Origin of the sequence: Streptomyces sp. CB01881 (genome assembly GCF_002953255.1) — a bacterium.
Lineage (GTDB): Bacteria > Actinomycetota > Actinomycetes > Streptomycetales > Streptomycetaceae > Kitasatospora.
The window spans coordinates 2149958-2170367 of sequence record NZ_CP026498.1 but is presented as its reverse complement, the minus strand read 5'-3'; the positions used below and the strand labels follow the sequence as shown (position 1 = coordinate 2170367).

The 20410-nt window shown below is 76.2% G+C and carries 20 protein-coding genes and 1 tRNA gene; 14 read left to right on the top strand and 7 right to left on the bottom strand.

The genetic code is table 11. From position 1 onward, the window contains the following. Positions 1–168 precede the first annotated feature (168 nt). Positions 169–363 (top strand): hypothetical protein, encoded by a 195-nt coding sequence (locus C2142_RS09455; RefSeq protein WP_174315601.1) that lies wholly within the window; start codon positions 169–171, stop codon positions 361–363. A 33-nt stretch (positions 364–396) separates the two neighbouring features. Here the strand turns inward: C2142_RS09455 and C2142_RS09450 are convergent, their stop codons facing one another. Further along, entirely contained in the window at positions 397–1389 is a 993-nt protein-coding gene (locus C2142_RS09450; protein WP_148641977.1) for a DUF5937 family protein, read from the bottom strand. An 89-nt stretch (positions 1390–1478) separates the two neighbouring features. Between C2142_RS09450 and C2142_RS09445 the strand changes: the two genes are divergently transcribed. From C2142_RS09445 to C2142_RS09440, 3 genes are all read left to right on the top strand, one after another. After that, positions 1479–2828, top strand: coding sequence for an MFS transporter (locus tag C2142_RS09445; RefSeq protein ID WP_148641976.1), 1350 nt, complete (start codon positions 1479–1481; stop codon positions 2826–2828). Between the two features lie 117 nt (positions 2829–2945). Further along, positions 2946–3680, top strand: a complete 735-nt coding sequence (locus C2142_RS39575) for a hypothetical protein (protein ID WP_241002470.1) — start codon at positions 2946–2948, stop codon at positions 3678–3680. A 98-nt stretch (positions 3681–3778) separates the two neighbouring features. Next, the gene (locus C2142_RS09440) at positions 3779–4828 is read left to right on the top strand and encodes a glycosyltransferase family 39 protein (protein ID WP_241002469.1); all 1050 of its coding nucleotides are present in this window, start codon (positions 3779–3781) and stop codon (positions 4826–4828) included. Between the two features lie 134 nt (positions 4829–4962). Here C2142_RS09440 and C2142_RS41485 read toward each other — a convergent pair whose 3' ends face one another. Next, positions 4963–6306 carry a LuxR C-terminal-related transcriptional regulator gene (locus C2142_RS41485; protein ID WP_148641975.1) on the bottom strand — a complete coding sequence of 448 codons (1344 nt, stop codon included), beginning with the start codon at positions 6304–6306 and terminating at the stop codon, positions 4963–4965. A gap of 153 nt (positions 6307–6459) precedes the next feature. Between C2142_RS41485 and C2142_RS09430 the strand changes: the two genes are divergently transcribed. From C2142_RS09430 to C2142_RS09405, 6 genes are all read left to right on the top strand, one after another. Further along, on the top strand, positions 6460–7389 hold the full coding sequence (locus tag C2142_RS09430; protein ID WP_148641974.1) for an NADP-dependent oxidoreductase: 930 nt from the start codon (positions 6460–6462) through the stop codon (positions 7387–7389). 126 nt (positions 7390–7515) lie between these two features. Next, a complete protein-coding gene (locus C2142_RS09425) occupies positions 7516–8454 on the top strand; it encodes an ABC transporter ATP-binding protein (RefSeq protein ID WP_241002468.1) in 939 nt (312 codons plus the stop codon). Next, positions 8451–9284, top strand: a complete 834-nt coding sequence (locus C2142_RS09420; protein ID WP_148641972.1) for an ABC transporter permease — start codon at positions 8451–8453, stop codon at positions 9282–9284. The genes C2142_RS09425 and C2142_RS09420 overlap by 4 nt, the downstream gene beginning before the upstream one ends. A 205-nt stretch (positions 9285–9489) precedes the next feature. Next, positions 9490–10716, top strand: a complete 1227-nt coding sequence (locus C2142_RS09415) for a sensor histidine kinase (RefSeq protein ID WP_241003157.1) — start codon at positions 9490–9492, stop codon at positions 10714–10716. Next, the gene (locus C2142_RS09410; RefSeq protein WP_148641971.1) at positions 10706–11392 is read left to right on the top strand and encodes a response regulator transcription factor; all 687 of its coding nucleotides are present in this window, start codon (positions 10706–10708) and stop codon (positions 11390–11392) included. Before C2142_RS09415 ends, C2142_RS09410 begins: the two co-directional genes overlap by 11 nt. Before the next feature lie 94 nt (positions 11393–11486). Further along, a complete protein-coding gene (locus tag C2142_RS09405; RefSeq protein ID WP_148641970.1) occupies positions 11487–12302 on the top strand; it encodes an SDR family NAD(P)-dependent oxidoreductase in 816 nt (271 codons plus the stop codon). 4 nt (positions 12303–12306) lie between these two features. Here C2142_RS09405 and C2142_RS09400 read toward each other — a convergent pair whose 3' ends face one another. After that, positions 12307–13152: an NAD(P)-binding domain-containing protein gene (locus tag C2142_RS09400; RefSeq protein WP_277347247.1), complete on the bottom strand. Its 846-nt coding sequence runs from the start codon at positions 13150–13152 to the stop codon at positions 12307–12309. Between the two features lie 119 nt (positions 13153–13271). Here C2142_RS09400 and C2142_RS09395 point away from each other — a divergent pair, with 119 nt between their 5' ends. Together C2142_RS09395 and C2142_RS09390 are read left to right on the top strand one after the other, a co-directional pair. Then, complete coding sequence (locus C2142_RS09395) at positions 13272–13691, top strand: MerR family transcriptional regulator (protein ID WP_148642308.1); 420 nt, start codon at positions 13272–13274, stop codon at positions 13689–13691. 201 nt (positions 13692–13892) lie between these two features. After that, positions 13893–13964: transfer RNA gene (locus C2142_RS09390), tRNA-Glu, on the top strand. 77 nt (positions 13965–14041) lie between these two features. Here C2142_RS09390 and C2142_RS09385 read toward each other — a convergent pair. From C2142_RS09385 to C2142_RS09375, 4 genes are read right to left on the bottom strand one after another with little or no spacing between them, the layout of a single operon-like run. Beyond that, a complete protein-coding gene (locus C2142_RS09385) occupies positions 14042–14722 on the bottom strand; it encodes an ATP-binding cassette domain-containing protein (protein ID WP_148641969.1) in 681 nt (226 codons plus the stop codon). Then, positions 14719–15483 carry an ABC transporter ATP-binding protein gene (locus C2142_RS39565; RefSeq protein WP_148641968.1) on the bottom strand — a complete coding sequence of 255 codons (765 nt, stop codon included), beginning with the start codon at positions 15481–15483 and terminating at the stop codon, positions 14719–14721. The genes C2142_RS09385 and C2142_RS39565 overlap by 4 nt, the downstream gene beginning before the upstream one ends. After that, positions 15480–17453, bottom strand: coding sequence for an ABC transporter permease (locus tag C2142_RS09380; protein WP_148641967.1), 1974 nt, complete (start codon positions 17451–17453; stop codon positions 15480–15482). The genes C2142_RS39565 and C2142_RS09380 overlap by 4 nt, the downstream gene beginning before the upstream one ends. A 15-nt stretch (positions 17454–17468) precedes the next feature. Then, a complete protein-coding gene (locus C2142_RS09375; RefSeq protein ID WP_148642307.1) occupies positions 17469–18035 on the bottom strand; it encodes a hypothetical protein in 567 nt (188 codons plus the stop codon). 316 nt (positions 18036–18351) lie between these two features. Here C2142_RS09375 and C2142_RS09370 point away from each other — a divergent pair, with 316 nt between their 5' ends. Together C2142_RS09370 and C2142_RS09365 are read left to right on the top strand one after the other, a co-directional pair. Continuing rightward, complete coding sequence (locus C2142_RS09370) at positions 18352–18969, top strand: hypothetical protein (protein WP_148641966.1); 618 nt, start codon at positions 18352–18354, stop codon at positions 18967–18969. Next, positions 18960–20375 carry an ABC transporter substrate-binding protein gene (locus tag C2142_RS09365; RefSeq protein ID WP_148641965.1) on the top strand — a complete coding sequence of 472 codons (1416 nt, stop codon included), beginning with the start codon at positions 18960–18962 and terminating at the stop codon, positions 20373–20375. The genes C2142_RS09370 and C2142_RS09365 overlap by 10 nt, the downstream gene beginning before the upstream one ends. Positions 20376–20410: the final 35 nt, after the last annotated feature.

Below are 20410 nucleotides of genomic sequence, written 5' to 3'. Positions count from 1 at the left end.
CCCTGACCGCGCACAGGAAGTCGGCCCCGTCGACTTCCTGCTCCGCGGGTGGCTCCCGCCGTGGTGGCGCGGCGGTCGGGCGAGAAGGTGCGTATGCTGCTCGAAATCCGGCCCTGCCCTTCGGTCGGGAGGATCGCCGGCACCAACTGTGAGGCAGGGGTGGGAAACATGGTGGGACTGGTCCTGGTCGGCATCCTGGCGGCCGTCGTCGGCGGTTGCGTCTGCGTGGTCTGGGCGGACCGCGGCGGGCCCCGCTGGGCGCGTGTGGTGGCCCAGCTGACCGTCGGCGCGGGCAGGATGCTGCGGCGCTACCAGAAGCAGGAGCACCGCAGCGTCGGCCGGTCCTCGGACGACGGTCTGTAGGTCCACGGCGGTCCGCTCGCGCGGGTCTCCCCCTCACTCCTCCCGTCCGCCCCGTTCCGCAGCCGTGAGCAGCACCTCGGCGGCCTCGGTGCGGGTGTACAGCACGTACCGGCCGGCGCGGTGGGCGTCGACCAGTCCGGCGGCGCGCAGGGCGGTCAGGTGCTGGGAGACGCCGCCCGGGGTGATGCCGGTGCGCCGGGCCAGGTCGGTGGTGGAGGCGGGGAGGCCGAGCTCGGCGAGCAGGTGCGCCCTGGTCCGGCCGAGCACCGCGGCGAGGGGCCGGGCCACCGTCGTGCGCCGTTCCCACAGGGTGGCGATGCCGCGCGGCGGGTACCGCAGGGTGGGCTGCCAGGCGGGCGCGGTGACGGAGAAGACGCGGGGCCAGGCGAACACCGACGGCACGAGCAGCAGGCCGTGCCCGCCGAGCCGGAGGGAGCCGCCGGGGGAGCGGTGCCGGATGCGCAACGTTTCGCTGTCCCACGCGACGGCCGGGTCGAGGTCGTTGAGCAGCCGGTCGGCGCCGCCCTCGGCCAGCAGCCTGGCCCGGTGGAGCACGTCGCCCTCCAGCAGCGAGCGCATCCGCGGCCAGTACGGCGCGAGCGCGATCTCCCAGTAGGCCTCGACGATTTCGGCGAGCTCCGCCAGGCCGCCGTGCGGGTCGGCGAGCAGTGCGTCGATCCGCGCGGACCGTGGCGCCCGCTTCCCGCCGAGGCCGGCGCGGACCCGCTCCGCCGGGGTCGCCCGGAGTGCGGCCAGCTCAACCGTCAGGTCGGACAGCGGAGTCGTCGGCGGGGGAGCGATGAAGATCGGGATCGCCCGGGGCGGGTCGGGGACGAGGTCGGCGAGCAGGCCCCAGTCCAGCCCGGCGGCGGCCAGTCGCGGGCGTACCTGCTCGCTCCACGGCCGGTACAGAGGGTGCTCGTCCGGGTTCCTGAGGATCCGGACGCTCGCCACGACCTCCCAGAGCGGGGACAGGGCGAACCTGGTCCGCGCCAGGTCGCGGGCGGTGAACTCCAACTCCAGCACGGCGCATCCCCGTCACTCGCTCGGCCTCTTGCCTTTAGCTCAGCCTAAATTCATGGTCCGGGGTCCGGGTACGGCGCGAGGCTCGCCGCATGACCACGACCCGCCCCGACACGACTCGCCCCGACACGACTCACTCCGACACGACTCACTCCGACACGACTCACTCCGGCGCGACCCGGCCGCCCGCGGACCGGCCCGCGACCAGCCGTCCGCTTCTCCGGGATCCCGACTTCCGACTGCTGCTCGGCGCGACGGGGGTGAGCAGACTCGGCAGCGCGGTCGGCCAGCTCGCGCTCCCGCTGGTCGCCGTGCTGGCGCTGGACAGCTCCGCGGGGCAGGTCGGCCTGCTGGCGATGCTGGGCACACTGGCGTTCGTGCTGATCGGCCTGCCCGCCGGGGCCTGGGTCGACCGGCTGCGCAAGCGGCCCGTGATGGTGGCCGCCGACCTCGTCCGGGTGGTGCTGCTCGCGTCGGTGCCGGCCGCCTGGGCGTTCGGCGCACTCACCATCCAGCAGCTCTGCCTCGTCGCCCTGCTGACGGGTGCGGCCACCGTCTTCTTCGAGGTCGCCGCGCTGAGTCACCTGCCGGACCTGGTCGGCCGGGACCAACTCGCCCGGGCCAACGCGTACCTGGTGACGGTCGACGCCGCGACCCAGGTCGGGGGCCGGGGTGCGGGCGGCTTCCTGGTGGCACTGGTCTCCGCGCCCCTCGCGCTCGCCGTCGACGCCGTCAGCTACCTCTGGTCGGCGGTCTGCCTGCTGCGGCTCCGCCGGCCGGAGCCGCAGCCGCAGCCGGCGCCCGTGGGGGCGGACCGCCGGCGGCTGGCCCGGGAGATCCGGGAGGGCCTGCGCTTCGTCTTCGGCCACCCCTCGCTGCGGGCCGTCGCCCTGGCGGGTGGCTGCACCAACCTGTCCATCCAGCTCTGCCAGACCGTGCTCCCCGTCCTGTTCGTCCGTGAGCTCCGGCTCCCCGACGCCGCGATCGGCCTGTTCTTCGCCGCCGGCGGGATCGGTGTCTTCCTCGGCTCGCTGTCGGCCCGCCACCTGGCCCGCCGCCTCGGCGCCGGGCGGGTGCTCTGGTCGATGGGTCTGGCGGTCGCACCGCTCGGTGTCGCGGTGGCGCTGGTCGACCGGGGCCCGGCGCTCTGGCTCGCCGCCGGCGGCTGGCTGGCCACCACCTTCAAGGTCGGCATCGACAACGTCCTCAAGGTCAGCTACCGCCAGAGCGTCACCCCCGACCGGCTGCTCGGCCGGATGAACGCCACGATGCGCTTCGTCCTCACCGGCTCCCTCGCGGCCGGGGCGGCACTGGCCGGCCTGCTCGGCGAGCTGTTCTCCACCCGTGCCGCCCTCTGGGCGGGCGCCGTGGGCCTCGCCCTCGTCTGGGTGCCGGTCTACTTCTCGCCCCTGCGGACGCTGCGCGAACTGCCGGGCCTCTGAGCCGCCGACGTCCGTACCGGCGGCCCGCGCCGCCCTGCACAGGAAGTCGGCCGGTCCGACTTCCTGTGCAGGGCGGGTGCCGAGGTCCCTGCCCGGCGGTGTGCGTAGGCTGCGGGCATGCCCGGTCTGCTGCCCTCCGTTCCCCGCCTTCCGGGGCCGTTCCTGCCCGCCGCTCCCGACATCGGCACCCCGTTGGGCGTACTGGAGTTCGGCGCGGTCGTCGACCGCCGGCCGGTGCCGCGGCAGCCGACCCGCGTCCATCGGCTGCCCGGCGGCGCCCTGATCCACCGCTGGGAGTGCGACTCCGTCGAACTGGAGCTGCTGCTCTGCCCGTTCGAGGCGTCCGCCACCGACTTCACCGTCCCGGTCGACGCCTGCTGGGGCGCCGTCTGGCAGGTGTGCGCGCGCACCGTGCTGCGCTGCGTCGAGCTCTCGGCGGCCTTCCGCGCCGTGCCGGCGGACGTGGAGAGCGGCTACGACGGCGCGCAGGCCGTGGCCGCCGTCACCCTGGAGAACGCCGGCACCGTCCTCACCCTGGCCGGTCCGGACGAGGAGCAGATCTGCACGAGCGCGGAGGACGGCCGCTCCATGCCCCGCCGCTGGGCCGCCGACCTCGACGACGTCTACCGCCGCTCGCCCCGCCTCACCTGGGGCGTCGAATACCTGGACGGCCACCGCGGCCTGTCCTGGACCCTCCCCTCCTTCCAACCCGGCGAGCACGCGGTCCTCCACGCCGCGACGAGCTGGCGCACCCCGCGGCCCGACGACCCCGAGGACGACATGTCCGCCTGGTGGGCCACCCTGGTCGGCCCCGAGCACATCCTGGCCGCGGCGACGGGTGCGGGCGGTTAGACCAGGCCCGGTGGCGCCGGACCGTTAGCCGAACCGCCCCACGAACCGCCGCTGCCACGGCGTCTCCACTGCGTGCGGGTCGTAGTGCTCCCGCACGGTTGCGGACCGGCGACGGCCGCTGGTGGGTGGCGCTCGGCACGGTCACCGGCCTCGCGCTGCTCAACAAGGACCTCGTCCTGCTGCTCGCCGCCGCCCTCGTCCCCGCCGTGCTCGCGGTCGGGCCCCGGCGCGTGCTGCGGAGTTGGTGGCCGGTGGCCGGCCTGGCGGTCGCGCTGGTCGTCGCGCTGCCCAACCTGTGGTGGCAGGCCGCGCACGGCTGGCCCGAGCTGACCGTGGCCGGCGGGATCAGCGACAAGGACGGCACCCACAACCGACTGATGTTCGTGCCGATGCAGATCCTCTACCTGTCCCCGGTTCTGGTGCCGGTCTGGGTGGCGGGGATCCGGCGGCTGCTCCGGGACCCGGCAGTGTGCTGGGCCAGGGCCTTCGCCGTCGCCTACCCGGTGATCTGCGTCGCGGTGATCGCCGGCGGCGGCAAGCCGTACTACGCGTTCCCGCTGCTGCTGGTGCTGGCCGCGGCGGGCTGCGAGCCGCTGGCGCAGCGGGTGGCGGCGCGGCCGCGCCGCGGCCGGGTGCGGTTCGCGGCCTGGCTGGCGTTCGCGGCCGCGGTGAACGTCGTGATCACCCTGCCGGTGCTGCCGGCCCGCCTGGTCCCGGTGGTGAACGGGATCTACCCGGAGCAGGGCGAGCAGATCGGCTGGCCCGAACTGGCCGAGGCCGCCGCCGACGGCTGGTCCGCGATTCCGGCCGACCGGCGGGGCCGGGCGGTGATCTTCACCTCGAACTATGGCGAGGCGGGCGCGCTGGCCCGGTACGGCCCGCGCCACGGACTGCCGGCCCCCTACTCCGGGCACATGAGCCTCGCCGACTGGGGCCCGCCGCCGGACACCTCCGACGGCCCGGTCCTGCTGCTCCATCCGGACGGGTACCCGCGCGTGGAGCAGTACTTCACGGGCTGCCGGGTGGTCGCCCGCGTCGACAACGGCCACGGCGTGCCCAACCAGGAGCAGCACGCCCCCGTCCTGCTGTGCACCGGCACCACCAGGCCGTGGTCCGCCCTCTGGCCGGAGCTGCGGCACTACTACTAGAGCCCGCTGCCGTACCAGGCGGCGGTCGGCGCTGTCGAACCCGGAACGCCGTCGGCCACGCCGCCAGCCGGTGTGCCCCGGACGCGCCGACCGGGAGCGCAGCCCCGTTCGGACCCGCCCCGCCGCGCGGGACCCTACGACGCCGCGTACAGCGCCGTCGAGGTGGGCATGCCCGCGCGGTGGGCGAGGGCGGCGGCCTCGCCGCGGGAGGTGACGCCCAACTTGGCCAGGATGTTGGCCACATGGAACTTCACCGTGGACTCGCTGATGTGCAGGGCCAGGGCGATCTCCCGGTTGCGGCGGCCCCGGGCGAGCTGGTCGAGGACCTCCAGTTCCCTCGGCTGGAGGCCTTCCAGGGGGTCCGAGACGACGGGCACGGCCGGGGGCATGGTCAGCGGGAGGTCGACGGTGACGGTGGTGCCCCAGCCGGGGACGGCGTCGACGGTCAGCCGGCCGGACAGGGCGGCGATCCGGTCGGTGGTGCGGTGGACGGTGAGTGCGTCGGCGGCCAGCAGGCCGGGGCCGTCGTCGCGGACCACGGCCCGGACGGAATCCGCCACGAACTGCCAACTCACGTGCAGGCGGGTCAGGTTGTCCTGCTCCAGCATGGCGATCACGGTGGAGCGGACGGCGGCCCGGGCGGTGTGCGCGGTGTCGGCTGGGACGGAGCGGTCGCCCGCGGCGGGCGGCAGCAGGTCGAGCCGGACGGGGCTGTGACGGAGCAGCGGGCGCAGCTCGTCGGCGAGCCGGGCGAAGGCGGTGGCGGCCGGCTCCTCGCTCAGCTCGCGGTCGAGGTCGGCGCCCGCGCGCAGGCCGACCAGGGCGTCGACGGCGAGTTCGGTGGCGCTGCGGCGGGCCGTGGCGTCGTCCAGGGCGGCCGAGCGCAGCGGTGCGAGGATCGCGGTGAGGGCCGAGGCATGGGCGCCGCTCAGTTCGGCGATCGCCCGGGCCCGGGCGCCGGCCGAGGCGCGGGAGGCGGCCGCGTGGACGGGGGCGGCGTCCGTGGCGCGGTGGTGGGAGTGGGTGGTGACCAGCTCCCACACCTGCTGGAGGACGGCGAGCGCCTGCCCGGGCAGCGGCCCGGCGCCCGCCCGGACGAGGACGAGCAGTGCGCCGTTGGTGCCGGCCGGTGCCGCGGCGACCGCGACGGCGGGCCGGGGGCGGCCCGCCAGGACCGCCTCGCCCTGCCACGGCCGGCCGGGCCGAACCGCCTCCGCCAGCTGGGCCAGCTCCAGGGTGGTGATCCGCCCGGCCAGGTCGGCGGCGCCGTAGGCGTTGGTGGGGGAGTACGTGCAGACGCCGCTGAGCTGGGCGAGCACGGTGTGCGGGACGAGGTCGGCGAGGATCTCGGAGAGCCGTGGCAACAGGGCCGGCCGGGGTGTGCGCAGCACCTCGACGGCCCGCGCCAGCGCGCCGTCGGGCCGCTCCCACGACCGGGCCCCGGCCGGCTCCCCGCTGTCGTGCACGTCTTCCACCATGCCGTCGAGCGTAGCCCGGCCCGCCGGCGTCCGGCCTGGCCGAACGGCCAGGCCGAACCGGCCGAACGGCGGGCCGTCGGCCACCCGCCGGCGCACCAGGCTGGAACCGTCACCACGACGAACCCCCGAGACACCAGGAACGGTGGAACACCCATGACCAAGGCCATCGGCTTCTCCGCGTACGGCGGCGCGGACGTCCTGCACCCGATCGAGATCGACCTGCCCGCCCCCGGCCCAGGCCAGGTGCGGGTCGCCGTCCGCACCGCGGGCGTCAACCCGCTCGACCACAAGCTGCGCAACGGCGCGCTGACCGAGCTGTTCCCGCTGACGCTCCCGTACGTCACCGGCTCCGAGGTGGCGGGCGTGGTGGAGGAGGTCGGCGAGGGCGTGACCGAGTGGCGGCCCGGCGACGAGGTGTTCGGCCTGGTCCACAGCGGCGGGTACGCCGAACACGCGCTGGTGGAGGCGGGCAAGCTGGTCCGCAAGCCGGCCACGCTGGGCTGGGAGGAGGCGGCGGCGATCCCGGCCGCCGCCGAGACGGCCTGGCGCGTGCTGGACCTGCTGGGCGTCGGGAACGGCCAGACGCTGCTGGTGCACGGCGCGGCCGGTGGCGTCGGCACGCTGCTGCTGCAGTTCGCCCGCTCGCGCGGGATCCGGGTGATCGGCACCGCGAGCGAGGCCAACCACGCGCACCTGCGCGAGCTGGGCGCGGTCCCGGTGGCGTACGGGGACGGGCTGGCCGAGCGGGTGCGGGCCGCCGCCCCGGAGGGTGTGGACAAGGTCCTGGACGCGGCAGGCCAGGGCGACGTGCTGCCGTTCTCGATCGAGCTGGCCGGCGGCGCCGAGCACGTGCTGACCATCGCCGACTGGGAGGGGGCGGCCGCGCACGGGGTGCGGTTCACCGGCGGCGCCGAGACCGTCCACTACCACGGTCCGGCGCTGGCCGGCGCCCTCGCACTGCACGAGGAGGGCACCCTTCGGCTCCCGCTGCACCGGGTGTTCCCGCTGGCGGAGGCGGCGGAGGCGCAGCAGGAGAGCGAGCGCGGACACCTGCGGGGCAAGATCGTCCTGACGGTCGGCTGAGCGCCGCCGGGGGGTGCCGAGGGGCACCCCCCCGGCGCCCGTATCAACCGATCGGTTGATACGGGCGCCCCGGGCCGAGCGGATCGGCGGATGCCGCCCGTCCCGGCCGCTCGCGAAGCTGGACCCATGAAACCTTCCGGCAGTCCAGAGCCGCCCGCCTCGGGCCCCGTCATCGAGGTGACCGGCCTTCAGAAGTCCTACGCGGGGCGCACGGTGGTCGACGGCGTCTCCTTCTCCGTCGCCGAGGGCGAGATCTTCGGACTGCTCGGCCCCAACGGTGCCGGCAAGACCACCGTGGTCGAGTGCGTGGCCGGGCTGCGGGTTCCCGACGGCGGCACCGTGCGCGTGGCCGGGCTCGACCCGCGTGCCGACCGCGCGGCGACCACCCGGGTCCTCGGCGTCCAGCTCCAGGAGAGCGAGCTCCAGCCCAAGCTGACCGTCCGCGAGGCACTGGAGCTGTACGCCGCCTGCTACCCCGACCCCGCCGACTGGCGGTCGCTGGCCGGGCGGCTGAACCTCACCTCCCGGCTGTCCACCCGGTTCGCGGACCTCAGTGGCGGGCAGAAGCAGCGGCTGTTCATCGCGCTGGCGCTGATCGGCCGGCCGCGCGTGGTCGTCCTGGACGAGCTGACCACCGGGCTCGACCCGCAGGCCCGGCGCGCCACCTGGGAGCTGGTCGAGTCGGTCCGGGAGGGCGGGGTCACCGTCCTGCTGGTCACCCACTTCATGGAGGAGGCGCAGCGCCTCTGCGACCGCATCGCCGTCGTGGACCAGGGGCGGATCGTCGCGCTGGACACCCCGGCCGGGCTGATCGGCCGCTCCGCCGGGGCCAGGGTCGTCTCCTTCCGGCCCTCGGCGCCGCCGGCCGAGGCCGACCTCGCCGCGCTGCCCGGGCTCGTCTCCGTCGTGTCCGAGGAGGGCCGGCTCACGCTGGCCGGGACCGACGAGACCGTCGACGCCGTCCTCACCCTGCTCGCCCGCAACCGCATCACCGCCCATGAACTGCGCGTCACCGACGCCACCCTGGAGGACGCGTTCATCGACCTGACCGGAGCCGAGTCATGACCGCCGCCCGCACGCCGTCCACGCCGTCCACGTCGTCCACATCCCGGTCGTCCGGGCCGTCCGGGTCGGCCGCCCGGACCGCCCGTCGGCGCGGGCCGGCCGCCGCGGTCCTCGCCGCCGAGGCCCGGCTCTTCCTGCGGGAGCCGGCCGGTGTCTTCTGGATCCTGGTCTTCCCCACCCTGCTGCTCGTGATCCTCGGTTCGATCCCCGCCTTCCGCGAGGTCAAGGAGTCGCTCGGCGGCATCAGGACGGTCGACGCCTACGGGCAGGTGTCCGTGCTCATCGCGCTGCTCACAGCCGCCGTGGCGGCCATGCCACCGGTGATCACCGGTTACCGGGAGCGCGGCATCCTGCGCCGGATGTCGACCACCCCGGTCCGCCCGGCCGCGCTGCTCGGCGCGCAGATCGTCCTGCACGGCGCGGCCGCGCTGGTGTCGGCCGCGCTGTCGCTGGCGGTGGGCCGGATCGTCTTCGACGTGGCGCTGCCGCGGCAGCCGCTCGGCTACCTGCTCGCCCTGGTGCTCGCCGCTCTCGGCGCGCTGGCCCTCGGCGCGGTGATCTCCGCGCTCTCCCGGACCTCGAAGATCGCCAACGGGGTCGGCACCGCGGTCTACTTCCCGATGATGTTCTGCGTGGGCACCTGGGTGCCGGTGCAGGCGATGCCGGACGCGCTCGCCCGGGTGGTCGGCTGGACGCCGTTCGGCGCCGCCGCCGAGGCGTTCGGCGAGGCGTCGGCGGGGTCCTGGCCGGGCTTCGGGCACCTGGGCGTGCTCGCGGTCTGGGTGGTGGCGCTGCTGGCGGCGGCCGCCCGCTGGTTCCGGTGGGAGTGACCCCGTGGTGATCGGCCTCGTGCAGACTGGGCGGGTGACCATTGCGTACGGGGGGGCCGGCGGGGACGCGGCCGACAGGGGCGGGCCCGGCGGGATCGCCGTCGGGGGTGGTGCGCCCGGCAGCGACCGGGGCGGGATCGACGTGGCGCGGACGGGGGCCGAGAACGCCGCGAGGGCCGGCACCGCCGTCGAGCGGCGGTGGGCGGTGTTCCACCGCTGGGGCTCGTTCGCCCTGCTCGGCGCGGGCCTGCTGTTCTCGGCGGCCACCTCCCGGCTGATCGGGATGGACGGGCCCCGGTGGGCGGCCGTCGGGGCGCTCGCCACCGCGGCCGTCGTGCTGCAACTGTGGTGGCTCGCGGCGGCCCGCGAGCGCCCCGGCCCGTCCGCCCGGAGCACCGTGTACTACGCGGTCCGCTGGGCGCTGGCCTTCGCGCTGACCTGGCTGAACCCGTTCTTCGCCACCTACGCGACCGCCGGCTACTACGACGCGGAGCGGCTCCTTCCGCGGCGCCTGCGCTGGCCCGGCATGGTCGCCACCGCGGTGACCCTGGCGGGTTCCCAGTCCGGCGGGTTCCCGCCGCGCGGCACGACGGGGATGGTCGTCTTCGGCGGGCTGCTCACCGTGCACCTCGTGCTGCTGGTCGTGCTCAGCCGGGTCGCCGCCCAGGAGGCCGAACGGGCCCGCGTCCAGGCCGCCGCCATCGAGGAACTGGCCCGGGCCAACGCCGCGCTCCAGCAGGCGCTGGCGGAGAACGCCGCCCTGCACGCCCAACTGCTCGTCCAGGCCAGGGAGGCCGGGGTCGCCGACGAGCGCACCCGGATGGCGGCCGAGATCCACGACACGATCGCGCAGGGGCTGGCGGGCATCGTCACCCAGCTCCAGGCCGGTGCCACCGCCCCCGACCCGGCCGCCGCCCGCGGCCACCTCGACCGCGCCGCCGACCTCGCCCGGCACAGCCTCGGCGAGGCCCGCCGCTCCGTCCGCAACCTCTCGCCGGCGGCGCTGGAGCACGACACGCTGCCGGGGGCGCTGCGCAAGACGGTCGCCGAGTGGCGCGAACGGACGGGGGTGCAGGCCGAGTTCACCGTCACCGGCACGGTGGAGGAACTGCACGGCGAGATCGCCGCCACCCTGCTGCGGATCGGCCAGGAGGCGCTCGCCAACGCCGCCCGGCACGCGCAGGCCACCCGTCTCGGGCTCACCCTCTCCTTCATCGACGACGAGGTCGTCCTCGACGTGCGGGACGACGGCCGGGGCTTCGACCCGCTCGCCCTGCCCACCGCCTCCGCCCGCGCCGGCACCGGCGGCTTCGGCCTGTCCGGCATGCGGGCCCGGGCCGAGCGCATCGCCGGCACGGTCACCGTCGAGTCCGAACCCGGCTTCGGGACGGCGGTCTCGGCTCGCGTACCGTTGGTGCCCCATGAGCGCTGACGTGATCACCCTGCTCCTCGTCGACGACCACCCCGTCGTGCGCGACGGCCTGCGCGGCATGTTCGCCGCCGACCCCGGGTTCCGCGTACTGGGCGAGGCGTCGAGCGGCCCCGAGGCCGTGGCCCGCGTCGCCGCGCTCGACCCCGACGTCGTCCTGATGGACCTGCGGATGCCGGGCGGCGGCGGGGTCGAGGCCATCACCGCCCTCACGGACCGGGGTGCGCGGGCCCGCGTCCTCGTCCTCACCACGTACGACACGGACGCCGACACCCTCCCCGCCATCGAGGCCGGCGCCACCGGCTACCTGCTGAAGGACGCGCCGCGCGACGAGCTGTTCACCGCGGTGCGCGCCGCGGCCGAGGGGCGCACCGTGCTCTCCCCGGCGGTCGCCTCCCGGCTGGTCGCCGCGGTGCGCACCCCGGCGGCCCGCGGCGGGGCGGCCCAGGGGGAGGACGGCCCGCGCGGAGAGGGGCCGGAGGAGGCACCGCTGTCGACGCGCGAGCGCGAGGTGCTGGCCCTGGTGGCCAAGGGCACCTCGAACCGGGAGATCGCCCGGGTGCTGTTCATCAGCGAGGCGACCGTGAAGACCCACCTCACGCACATCTACGCCAAGCTGGGCGCGGCCGACCGGGCCGCCGCCGTGGCCCAGGCGTACGAGCGGCGCATCCTCGGGTAGGGCCCGTCCGGAGGTGGCGTCCCCGCCACTTCCGTCGGCCGGTGAACCGTTGCGCACCACGGTTTCTGACGGCAGGTCGGTAGAGTCCGGTGCCATGACCGAGGTGAGCGGCGAACCGCGTGACGGATCCCCTGGTGACGGACTCCCGGGAGGTGGCCGGCTGGCCGGCAAGGTGTGCGTGGTGACGGGCGCGGCCAGCGGCATCGGCCGCGCGGTGGCCGAGCGCTTCGCCCGGGAGGGCGCGTCGGTCGTCGCCACCGACATCGACGCCGACGGCCTGCGCAGGCTGGCGGAGCAACTCCCGCAGGCCGTCGGCACGGTGGTCGGCGACGTCTCCCGCGACGACGACGCCCGCCGGATGATCGCCGCCGCCGTCGACCGGCACGGCCGCCTCGACGTCCTGGTGGCCAACGCGGGCGTGCTGCCGCTGATGGAGATCACCGAGGCGAGCGCCGAGGACTGGGACCAGGTGATGGCCGTCGACGGCCGCGGCATGTTCCTCACCTGCAAGTACGCGATCGAGGCGATGGCGGCCCCGCGGGGCCGGGGCGGCGCGATCGTCTGCGTCTCCTCCATCTCCGGCGAGGCCGGCCAGCGCGGCCAGGCCGTCTACGGGCCCGCCAAGTTCGTCGCCTCCGGCCTCACCAAGCACCTTGCCGTCGAGTGGGCCGACCGCGGCATCCGGGTCAACGCCGTCGCCCCCGGCACCATCACCACCGAGCGCGTCCGCCGCCTCCGGGGCGAGCCGGGCGGTTCCGAGTACCTTGCGGCGATCGAGCGGCTCCACCCGATGGGCCGCCTCGGCGAGCCCGCCGAAGTGGCCGCCGCCGTCGTGTTCCTGGCCTCCGACGACGCCTCCTTCATCACCGGCGCCGTCCTCCCGGTCGACGGGGGCTACCTGGCGCAGTAGGCCGTCAGGCGCCCAGCACCTCGATCAGGGCCGAGACGCCTTCCGGGCCGCGCCCGGCGGCGAGGGCCCGCTCGGTGACGGCGAGGGCGGCGTCCAGGACGGCGGTGTCCAGGCCGAGGGCGCGGGCGGTGCCGGCGACGTGGGCGAGGCCGGCTGCGGCGGAGGCGACGCTGCTGTGGTCGCCGGGGTGGCGGCCCTCGTCGGCGCGGCGGGCCCAGCCGTCGATGAGGGTCGGCAGGATGCGCGGCAACCCGTGGGCGTACGGGGCGAGTTCGGCGGCGGTGATGCCCTCGGCGCGGGCCAGGGCGAGGGCGTGCAGGTAGCCGTGCGCGGTGGTCCAGAAGAAGTCCAGCAGCGCCGCGTCGTACGCCGCCGCCCGGCCGGGGTCGGCGCCCAGGTGGGTGACGGTGCCGGCGAGGGCGGCCAGCGCGGGGCGGTGCGCGTGGAACGGCTCCTCCTCGCCGGAGCAGACGATCACACCGCCCGGCTGCCCGATGGTCGGGGTGGGGGTGAGGATCGCGGCGTTGAGCAGCCGGATGCCCTGGGCGGCGGCCCAGGCAGCGGTCTCCCGGGCCCGGCCGGGGGCGACGGAGGTGGTGTTGACCACGGTCCGGCCCCGCAGGGCCTCGCCGGCGGCGTCGAGGACGGCCCGGGCGGCGTCGTGGTCGCGGACGCAGAGGAGCGTGAGGGTGCTCGTGGTCGCAGCCCCGGCGGCGCTCGCGGCGGCTTCGGCGCCCCCGGCCAGCAGGTCGGTGTCCCGGCCGGGGGTACGGTTCCAGACCGTGACCGGGTGGCCGGCCGTAAGCAGCGCGGAGGCCAGCGCGCGGCCCATCGGACCGAGGCCGAGCACGGTAACGGGGGTGCGGGAAGGGCTGGTTGCGGAAGATCGGAAGTCTGTCACGGCGGTTAAGCTAGACCTTCACGTCGACGTGAGGGTCAAGCGTGGGAACGGGTGCCGAGGGGGCCGTGGTGCGGATCGGGGAACTGGCCCGGCGGACCGGGGTGAGCACCCGTGCGCTGCGCTACTACGAGGAGCAGGGCCTGCTCAGCCCCGAACGCCGCCCCAGCGGCTACCGCGAGTACGGCGAGCACGACGTCCGCACCGTCCACGGCATCCGCACCCTGCTCGCGGCGGGCCTCAGCAGTACGGTGATCGCCGGGATCCTGCCCGGCCTGCCCGCCCCCGGCGAGCGCCGCCCCGGCCCGACCTGCCCCGAACTCCTCGCCGGCCTCGCCGCCGAGGACGCCCGGATCGCCGGGACCATCCGCGAACTCGAATCCGCCCGCGGCCTGTTGGGCGACATCATGGCCGCCGCGGCGCCGGGCGAACTGATCACCACACCCCGGCCGGACGCCCGCTCGGCTCGGAAGGCTCCCCGGAGAAGCTGACCTCGCCCCGGCGTGGCACCTGGACGACGGCCGCGCCGGGGATTCCGGCGCTGCTCGTGCAGCGGGAGTTCGCTCCCAGGTGCCGTGCGCGCCGGTGCGCTCGACGTTCCCGGGCCCGATTTCGCCTCCTGATCATCTGTTGGTACGTTTTCCTCGTCGGCGGGACGAGGACGCGGAAGCGACCGAGGACCGGCCGGTCAGGCGTCGGTGGTGCAGCGGTAGCACGCCCACTTTCAGTGGGAGGGGTTCGTTCGATTCGGGCCCGGCGCTCCAGGACCAGGGGCGGAAGTCGGTTTCGACTTCCGCCTCTGTCGTCGTTCCCGGCCGCCTCGGTGCCGGGCGGAAACCGGTCACCACACCCCGGCCGGACGCCCCCTCAGCTCGGAAGGCTCCCCGGAGAAGCTGACCTCGCCCCGGTGCAGCACGTGGACGACGGCCGCCCCGGCCAGGCTGCGGGGGAGCGACTGCGCGGTCAGCACGACCGTCCGGCCCCCGGCGGCGGCCGTGCCGAGCAGGTGGGCGTGGAGCCGGGCCGTGACGGCGGGCGCGAGGCCCCGGTCCGGCTCGTCGAGCAGGAGCAGGCGCGGACGTGCGGTCAGCGCCCGGGCGACGGCGACCAGTTGCCGCTGGCCGCCGGAGAGCGTCCCGGCCGGGCGGGGCAGCAGGGCGGACAGCTCGGGCAGGAGCGCGAGCGCCTCGTCCGCCCCGGAGGGCGCGGAGCCGCCGAGCCCGAGGTGCTCGGCCACCGTCAGCGAGGCGAACACCGCCCGCTCCGCCGGGACCAGCGCCAGCCCGAGCCGGACCCGCCGGTGGGCGTCGAGCGCGGTGACGTCCCGCCCCTGCCAGAGCACCCGCCCGGCGGCGAGGCGGACCACCCCGGCGAGCGCGTGCAGCGCGCTGGTGCGACCGGAGCCGTTGCGGCCGAGCAGCACGGTGACCGCGCCGGCCGGGAAGGCGAGGTCCACCCCGTGCAGCGCCTCCAGCGGCCCGTACCGGACGCGGGCCGAGCGCAGGGCGGCTTCGACGCTCACGGGCCGGCCCCCGTCGGTGCCGCCGCCCCGCCCCAGAGCCGTGCCACCCGGGCGTCGGCGAGTACGGTGCGGGCCGGACCGCACGTCACCACCCGGCCGCCGGCCATCGCGTACACGGTGTCGGCCAGCTCCCCGACCAGGTCCGGGTCGTGCTCGACCAGCAGCAGCGCCATGCCCCGGCCGGCCAGGCCGCGCAGGACGGAGACCAGCCGGGCGGTCTGCGCCGCGTCCAGACCGGCCGACGGCTCGTCCAGCAGCAGCACGCGCGGGTCGCCGGCCAGGGCGCGGGCCAGCTCCACCAGGCGCAGCACCCCGGTCGGCTGGTCACCGGCCGGCCGCGCCGCGACGCGCCCGAGCCCGAACAGGGCGAGGGCCCGCGCCGTCGCCTCGTCCACCGCGCGGGTGTCCGGCCGGCGGCCGCGCCGCTGCTCGGCACCGATCCGGACGTTGTCCGCGACCGGGAGGGTCGGGAAGACGGCGATCTGCTGGAACGTCCGGGCCAGCCCGAGCCGGACCCGGGCGTGCGCGGGCAGCCGGGTGACGTCACGGCCGCCGAGCAGCACCCGGCCGGCGTCCGGGCGGACCGTCCCGGCCAGGCAGTCGAAGAGCGTGCTCTTGCCGGCGCCGTTCGGTCCGATCAGTGCGGTGATCCGCCCCGGCGGCGCGGCCAGGTCCACCCCGGCCACCGCCTCGATCCCGCCATACCGGCGGACCACGCCCCGCGCGGTCAGCCGGGCCCGGCCGGCGTCCGTACGGTTCACGGCCGGGCCTCCCCCGGGGCGTCGCCGCGCCGGGCGGCGATCAGGGTGCGGACCCGCCGGCCCGCCGGGGTGAGCCGGGCGGGCGGCAGCGCGGCGGCGGCCTCCGCCGGTCGGCGGCGCGGCAGGCGGGCCGCCACGCCCGCGAGGCCACCCGGCAGGCGGCCGATCGCCGCCGCGAGGACGCCGACCGCGACCGCCGACACCCCTGCCACCGTGCCCGAGTCCAGGCCGGTCAGCAGGGCGGCGGCGAGCACCGCCCCGAGCGCGCTGTCCGCGCCGGCCACGACCACGGCCGCGAACCAGAGCAGCCCGAGCACCGGGTCGAACGAGGCCGCGTCGAAGGCCCGCCCGGCCAGGCCCATCAGCCCGCCGCCGAGCGCGGCCAGTGCCGCCCCGGCCACGAAGGCGAACAGCTTCAGCCCGGGCACGTCCACCCCCGCCGCCACCGCGCCCTGCTCGTGGTCGCGCATCGCGGTCAGGGCCCGGCCCAGCCGCCCCCGGTGCAGCGCGTGCACCACCACCAGGCCCAGCCCGAGCAACAGCAGTTCGGCGAGGTAGAAGGCCCGGTCGCCGGCCAGGAAGCCGGGCCGGTCGAGAGTCAGCCCGGTGGTCGCGTACGGCTGCTGGAAGACGAAGCGGCTCATGGCCGTCCCGACCGCGAAGGTGACGAGGGCGAGCGCCAACCCGCGCCGCCGGATCGCCGGCCAGCCGGTGAGCAGCCCGAGCGGCGCGGTCACCAGGACCGCGAGCAGCAGCGCGGGGGCGGCGGGCAGCGGCGGCACGCCCGGGATCCGTCCGGACATCAGCAGCGCCGTCCCCAGCGCGCCGAGCCCCGCGTACCCGGCCTGGCCGAGCGAGATCTGCCCGCCGTACCCGGTCACCACCACGATGGAGAGCAGGACCAGTGCCAGCGCGGGCACCAGCAGCGCGCTGCGCAGGTCGTTGCCGCGGAAGCCGAGCGGCAGCAGGAGCAGTACCAGGCAGACCGCCCGGGCCGCCCGCCCCCCGCCGGCCGGCCCGGGCACGGTGAGCGGGGCGCGGTCGGGCTGCCCGCCCGTGATCCGGGGGCCGGCCAGCAGGGCGGCGGCCAGCAGCGCCACCACGAACAGGTTGGCCTGCACCGCCTGCACCAGCGGCAGCAGCTGGCCGGGCGGGCGCAGCCGGGTCATCTCGGCCTGCGCGATCCCGAGGCCGAGCCCGGTCGCCACCGCCACCGGGACGGACCGCAGCCGGGCGGCCACCGCGACCGCCATCGTCTCCATCACCAGCAGCGGCAGCCCGTACGGGTCGAGCAGCAGGTAGGGTGCCAGCGCGACACCGACCAGGCCGGCGGTGAACGAGCCGAACGCCCAGCCGGCCGCCGAGACCCGGTCGGCGTCCACCCCGGCCAGCCGGGCGAGCCGGCGGTCGTCGACGACCGCGCGCAGCTGGAGGCCGAACCGGGTGAAGCGGGTGGTCGCGGCCACCGTCACGGAGAGCACCAGGATGGCGGCGATCTGCGCCACGGTGTCCGGCCGCAGGGTGTGCCCGCCGGGCAGCACGATCGGGGTGCCGCCGAACGGGGACGGCGCGCCGCTCAGCGGGGCGGCGCCCCAGAGCAGCACCACCACCCCGATGAGCAGCACGAAGACGCCGACCCCGGCGACCATGGTCTCGGCCGTCCCGGCGCCGCGCCGCTGCAACGGCCGGTACACCAGGGCGTCCAGCACCACCCCGAGGGCGGGCGCGACCAGCAGCAGGCAGCACGCGACGGCCGGCCAGACCGGCCAGTGCCGCACCACGACGAGGTCGCGCAGCAGGTAGGCGACGAGCATGGCCTGCGCGCCCTGGGCGAGGTTGAGCACGCCGGTGGCGCGGTGGCAGACGACCAGGCCGATGCCGCTCAGGGCGGCGGCGCAGCCGACGGTCAGTCCGGCGAGCGCGAGGTCGACGGTGAGGCCGAGGGAGTCGGGGGTGAGGACGTCCGGCACGGGGACCGCCGCCGCTCAGCCGGCCGGCGGGGCGGCGTCGCCCGGGCGGGCGGGGCCGGCGGGCCCCTCGGGCGGGTCGGCCCCGCCGGGCGGGCCGGGTTCGCAGAGCCGGCAGGGGGCGAGCCCGCGTGCCCGGACGGCGGCGGCGTCCACCGGTACGGCCCGGGGTTTGCCGGTCACCAGCGGGCAGTGCGGCCGGTGGTAGAGGGTGCCCTCGGGGACGGCCAGCGTGACGGCGGCGGTTTCCGCGGCGCTCGCGCCGTCGCCGGGGGAGCTGTCGCCGGGCCCGTCGCCGCCGGGGGAGCTGTCGCCGGGGGAGCTGTCGCCGGGCCCGTCGTCGGGCTCGACCAGCAGGGCGTAGAGCCGCTCGACCCGCCGGTGCGTCAGGTCGGCGGAGCGGTCGGACGACCCCGGCGAGCGGCCGGAGGAGCGCAGGGCGACCAGGACGACGCCCGCCACGATCAGCGCCGCGCCCGGGATGGTGGACGAGGCCAGGTAGGGGATCTGCTGCTCGGCGAACTGCTCGCCGGACACCCCGTACCAACCCAGCACGCAGAGGGCGGCCCCCGTGGCCGCGATGATCCAGCCGGTCCACTCGCGCCATTCGCGCCACCCGTGTGCGCCGCGGACCGTCCGCACCGCCCGCGCGGCGGAGCGCCGCGGGCCGGCGGCGGGAGGGCCGCCCGCCCCCTGCGCGGCGGTACGGGAGCTTTCGCCCCCGGATTGCGATTCGTCCATGGATCCGCCTTGATGGTGTCACTTGCGACATTTCCAGGATCGGCCTGGAACAGCATCCGGACATCGGCGGAGCGGGCCGCGCGGCGCATCCGGGCGGCGCGGCCGGCACGGTCGGGGCTTCGGCGCCGACGACGTGATCGCCGCAGTCGAGAGGAACACCATGCACGTGAGGCAGAGCGGCACCCGCGACACCCGCGGCACGCGTCGGGGCGGCGGCCCGGTCCTGCGGTCGGCGAGCGCGCTGCTCGCGCTGCTGCTGGTGGGCACGGTGGCCGCGTGCAGCAGCAGCAAGTCCACCTCCACGGCCTCGGGGTCGGCATCGTCCGTGTCCGCCTCGGCCAGTGCCAGTGCCAGTGCCAGTGCCAGTGCGAGCGCGAGTGCGAGTGCCAGTGCCGGCGCGACCGCGCCCGCCGACCCGGCGACCGCGAAGAATCAGGTCACCGCGAACTGGGAGAAGTTCTTCGACCCCAGCACCCCTATCCCCGAGAAGGCCGGCCTGCTCCAGAACGGTGACGTGCTGCTCCCCGCCCTCCAGGGCTTCTCCCAGGACCCGCGGGTCGGCCAGGTGAAGGCCAAGGTGACCGACGTGGCGTTCACCTCGCCGACCGATGCCACCGTCACCTACGAGCTCTCGCTCCAGGGCACCGTGGTCGAGCCGAGCGCCACCGGCCAGGCCGTGCTGGAGAACGGCACCTGGAAGGTCTCCCGCTCGACCCTGTGCGGCCTGCTCACCCAGGCCGGCGCGGGCAGCGGAACCCCGATCCCCGGATGCAGCTGACGGCGCCGCCCTCCCGCCGGGCCGCCGACGGACCCGTCCGCCGGCGGCCCGCGCGCCGCGTCCGCGCCCTGGCGCTGTTGCTCGTGCCGCTGCTCGTGCTGCTGCCCGTCACCGCCTGCGGGACCCGGCTGCCGGACAGCGCGTTCGGCCCCCGCCCCACCCCGGGCGGGAGCAGTACGACGGGCGGCAATCCGGCCTCCGACACCGGCGTCACCGCCACCGAGATCCGGGTCGGCATCGTCACCTCGCTGACCAGCCCGGTCGGCAGCGAGGTGTTCAGCGGCCCCCGCTACGGCGCGCTGGCGTTCTTCCAGGCCCTGAACGACCGCGGCGGCCTGCACGGGCGCACCGTCAAGCCGGTCACCTGCGACGACGGCGGCAGCGGCATCGGCAACCAGGACTGCGTGCACCGGCTGATCGACCAGTCGCACGTCTTCGCCTTCGTCTCCGGCAGCGTGCTGGACTACGCGGGCGCCCCGTACGTGAGCGGGAAGGCCGTGCCGGACGTCGGCGGCCAGCCGATCGGCACGGCGTACGACCGCTGGCCGCACCTCTACGGCATCTACGGCAGCAGCGCGCCGCGCGACGGGAACGCCGTCGGCTGGAACGGGACGCTCTACCAGAGCACCGAGGTGTACCGGTTCTTCAAGGAGCGGCTGGGCGCGCGCAGCGCCGCGGTGGTCGCCTACAACCAGGCCGACTCGGCCCGCTACGCCGCCCAGCTGAGGGAGGGCCTGGAGGCGGAGGGCTACCGGGTCCTGACGCAGACGGTCGACTTCGCGCTGCCGAACTTCCAGGCGGTCGCCGCCGCCGTCCGCGCCGACGGCTCGCAGCTGCTGTTCGACGCCATGGACACCCGCGGCAACGCGGCCCTGTGCCGGGCGCTGGACGAGGCGGGGGTGGAGGTCGCGGCGAAGGTGACCAACGTCCAGAACTGGTCCGAGACCGTCCGCACCGACTACCAGTCGTCACCCGGCTGCCGCAACGTGCTCTGGGCGACCTCGTCCAGCCTCAACTACGAGGACGTGGACCACCCGGCGGTGGCGGACTTCCGCGCCGCGATGGCCCGGTACTACCCCGACCGCGCGCCGCTGCTCTCGGCCTGGGAGCTGGAGGGCTGGGCGGGCGCGCAGTGGCTCACCGACGCGATGGACTCCTGCGGCGCGGAGCTCACGCGGGCCTGCGTCGGGGGCTTCATGAACCGTGCCGAGCCCTACGACGCGCACGGCCTGATCCTGCCCGCCTCCTTCGTGCCGCAGCCCCCGCCGTCGGGCCTGACCCGCGCCTGTCTGAACGCGGCCCGCTGGCAGGACGCGGCGGAGGGGGGAAGGGGCGGCTGGGTCACCCAGGTGGCGTCGATGACCACCAACTGCTTCGACGTGCCGCAGCTGCCGTACCGGCCGTGACCCCGGTGGCGCCGTCCGGCCGCGTACGCCCCGGG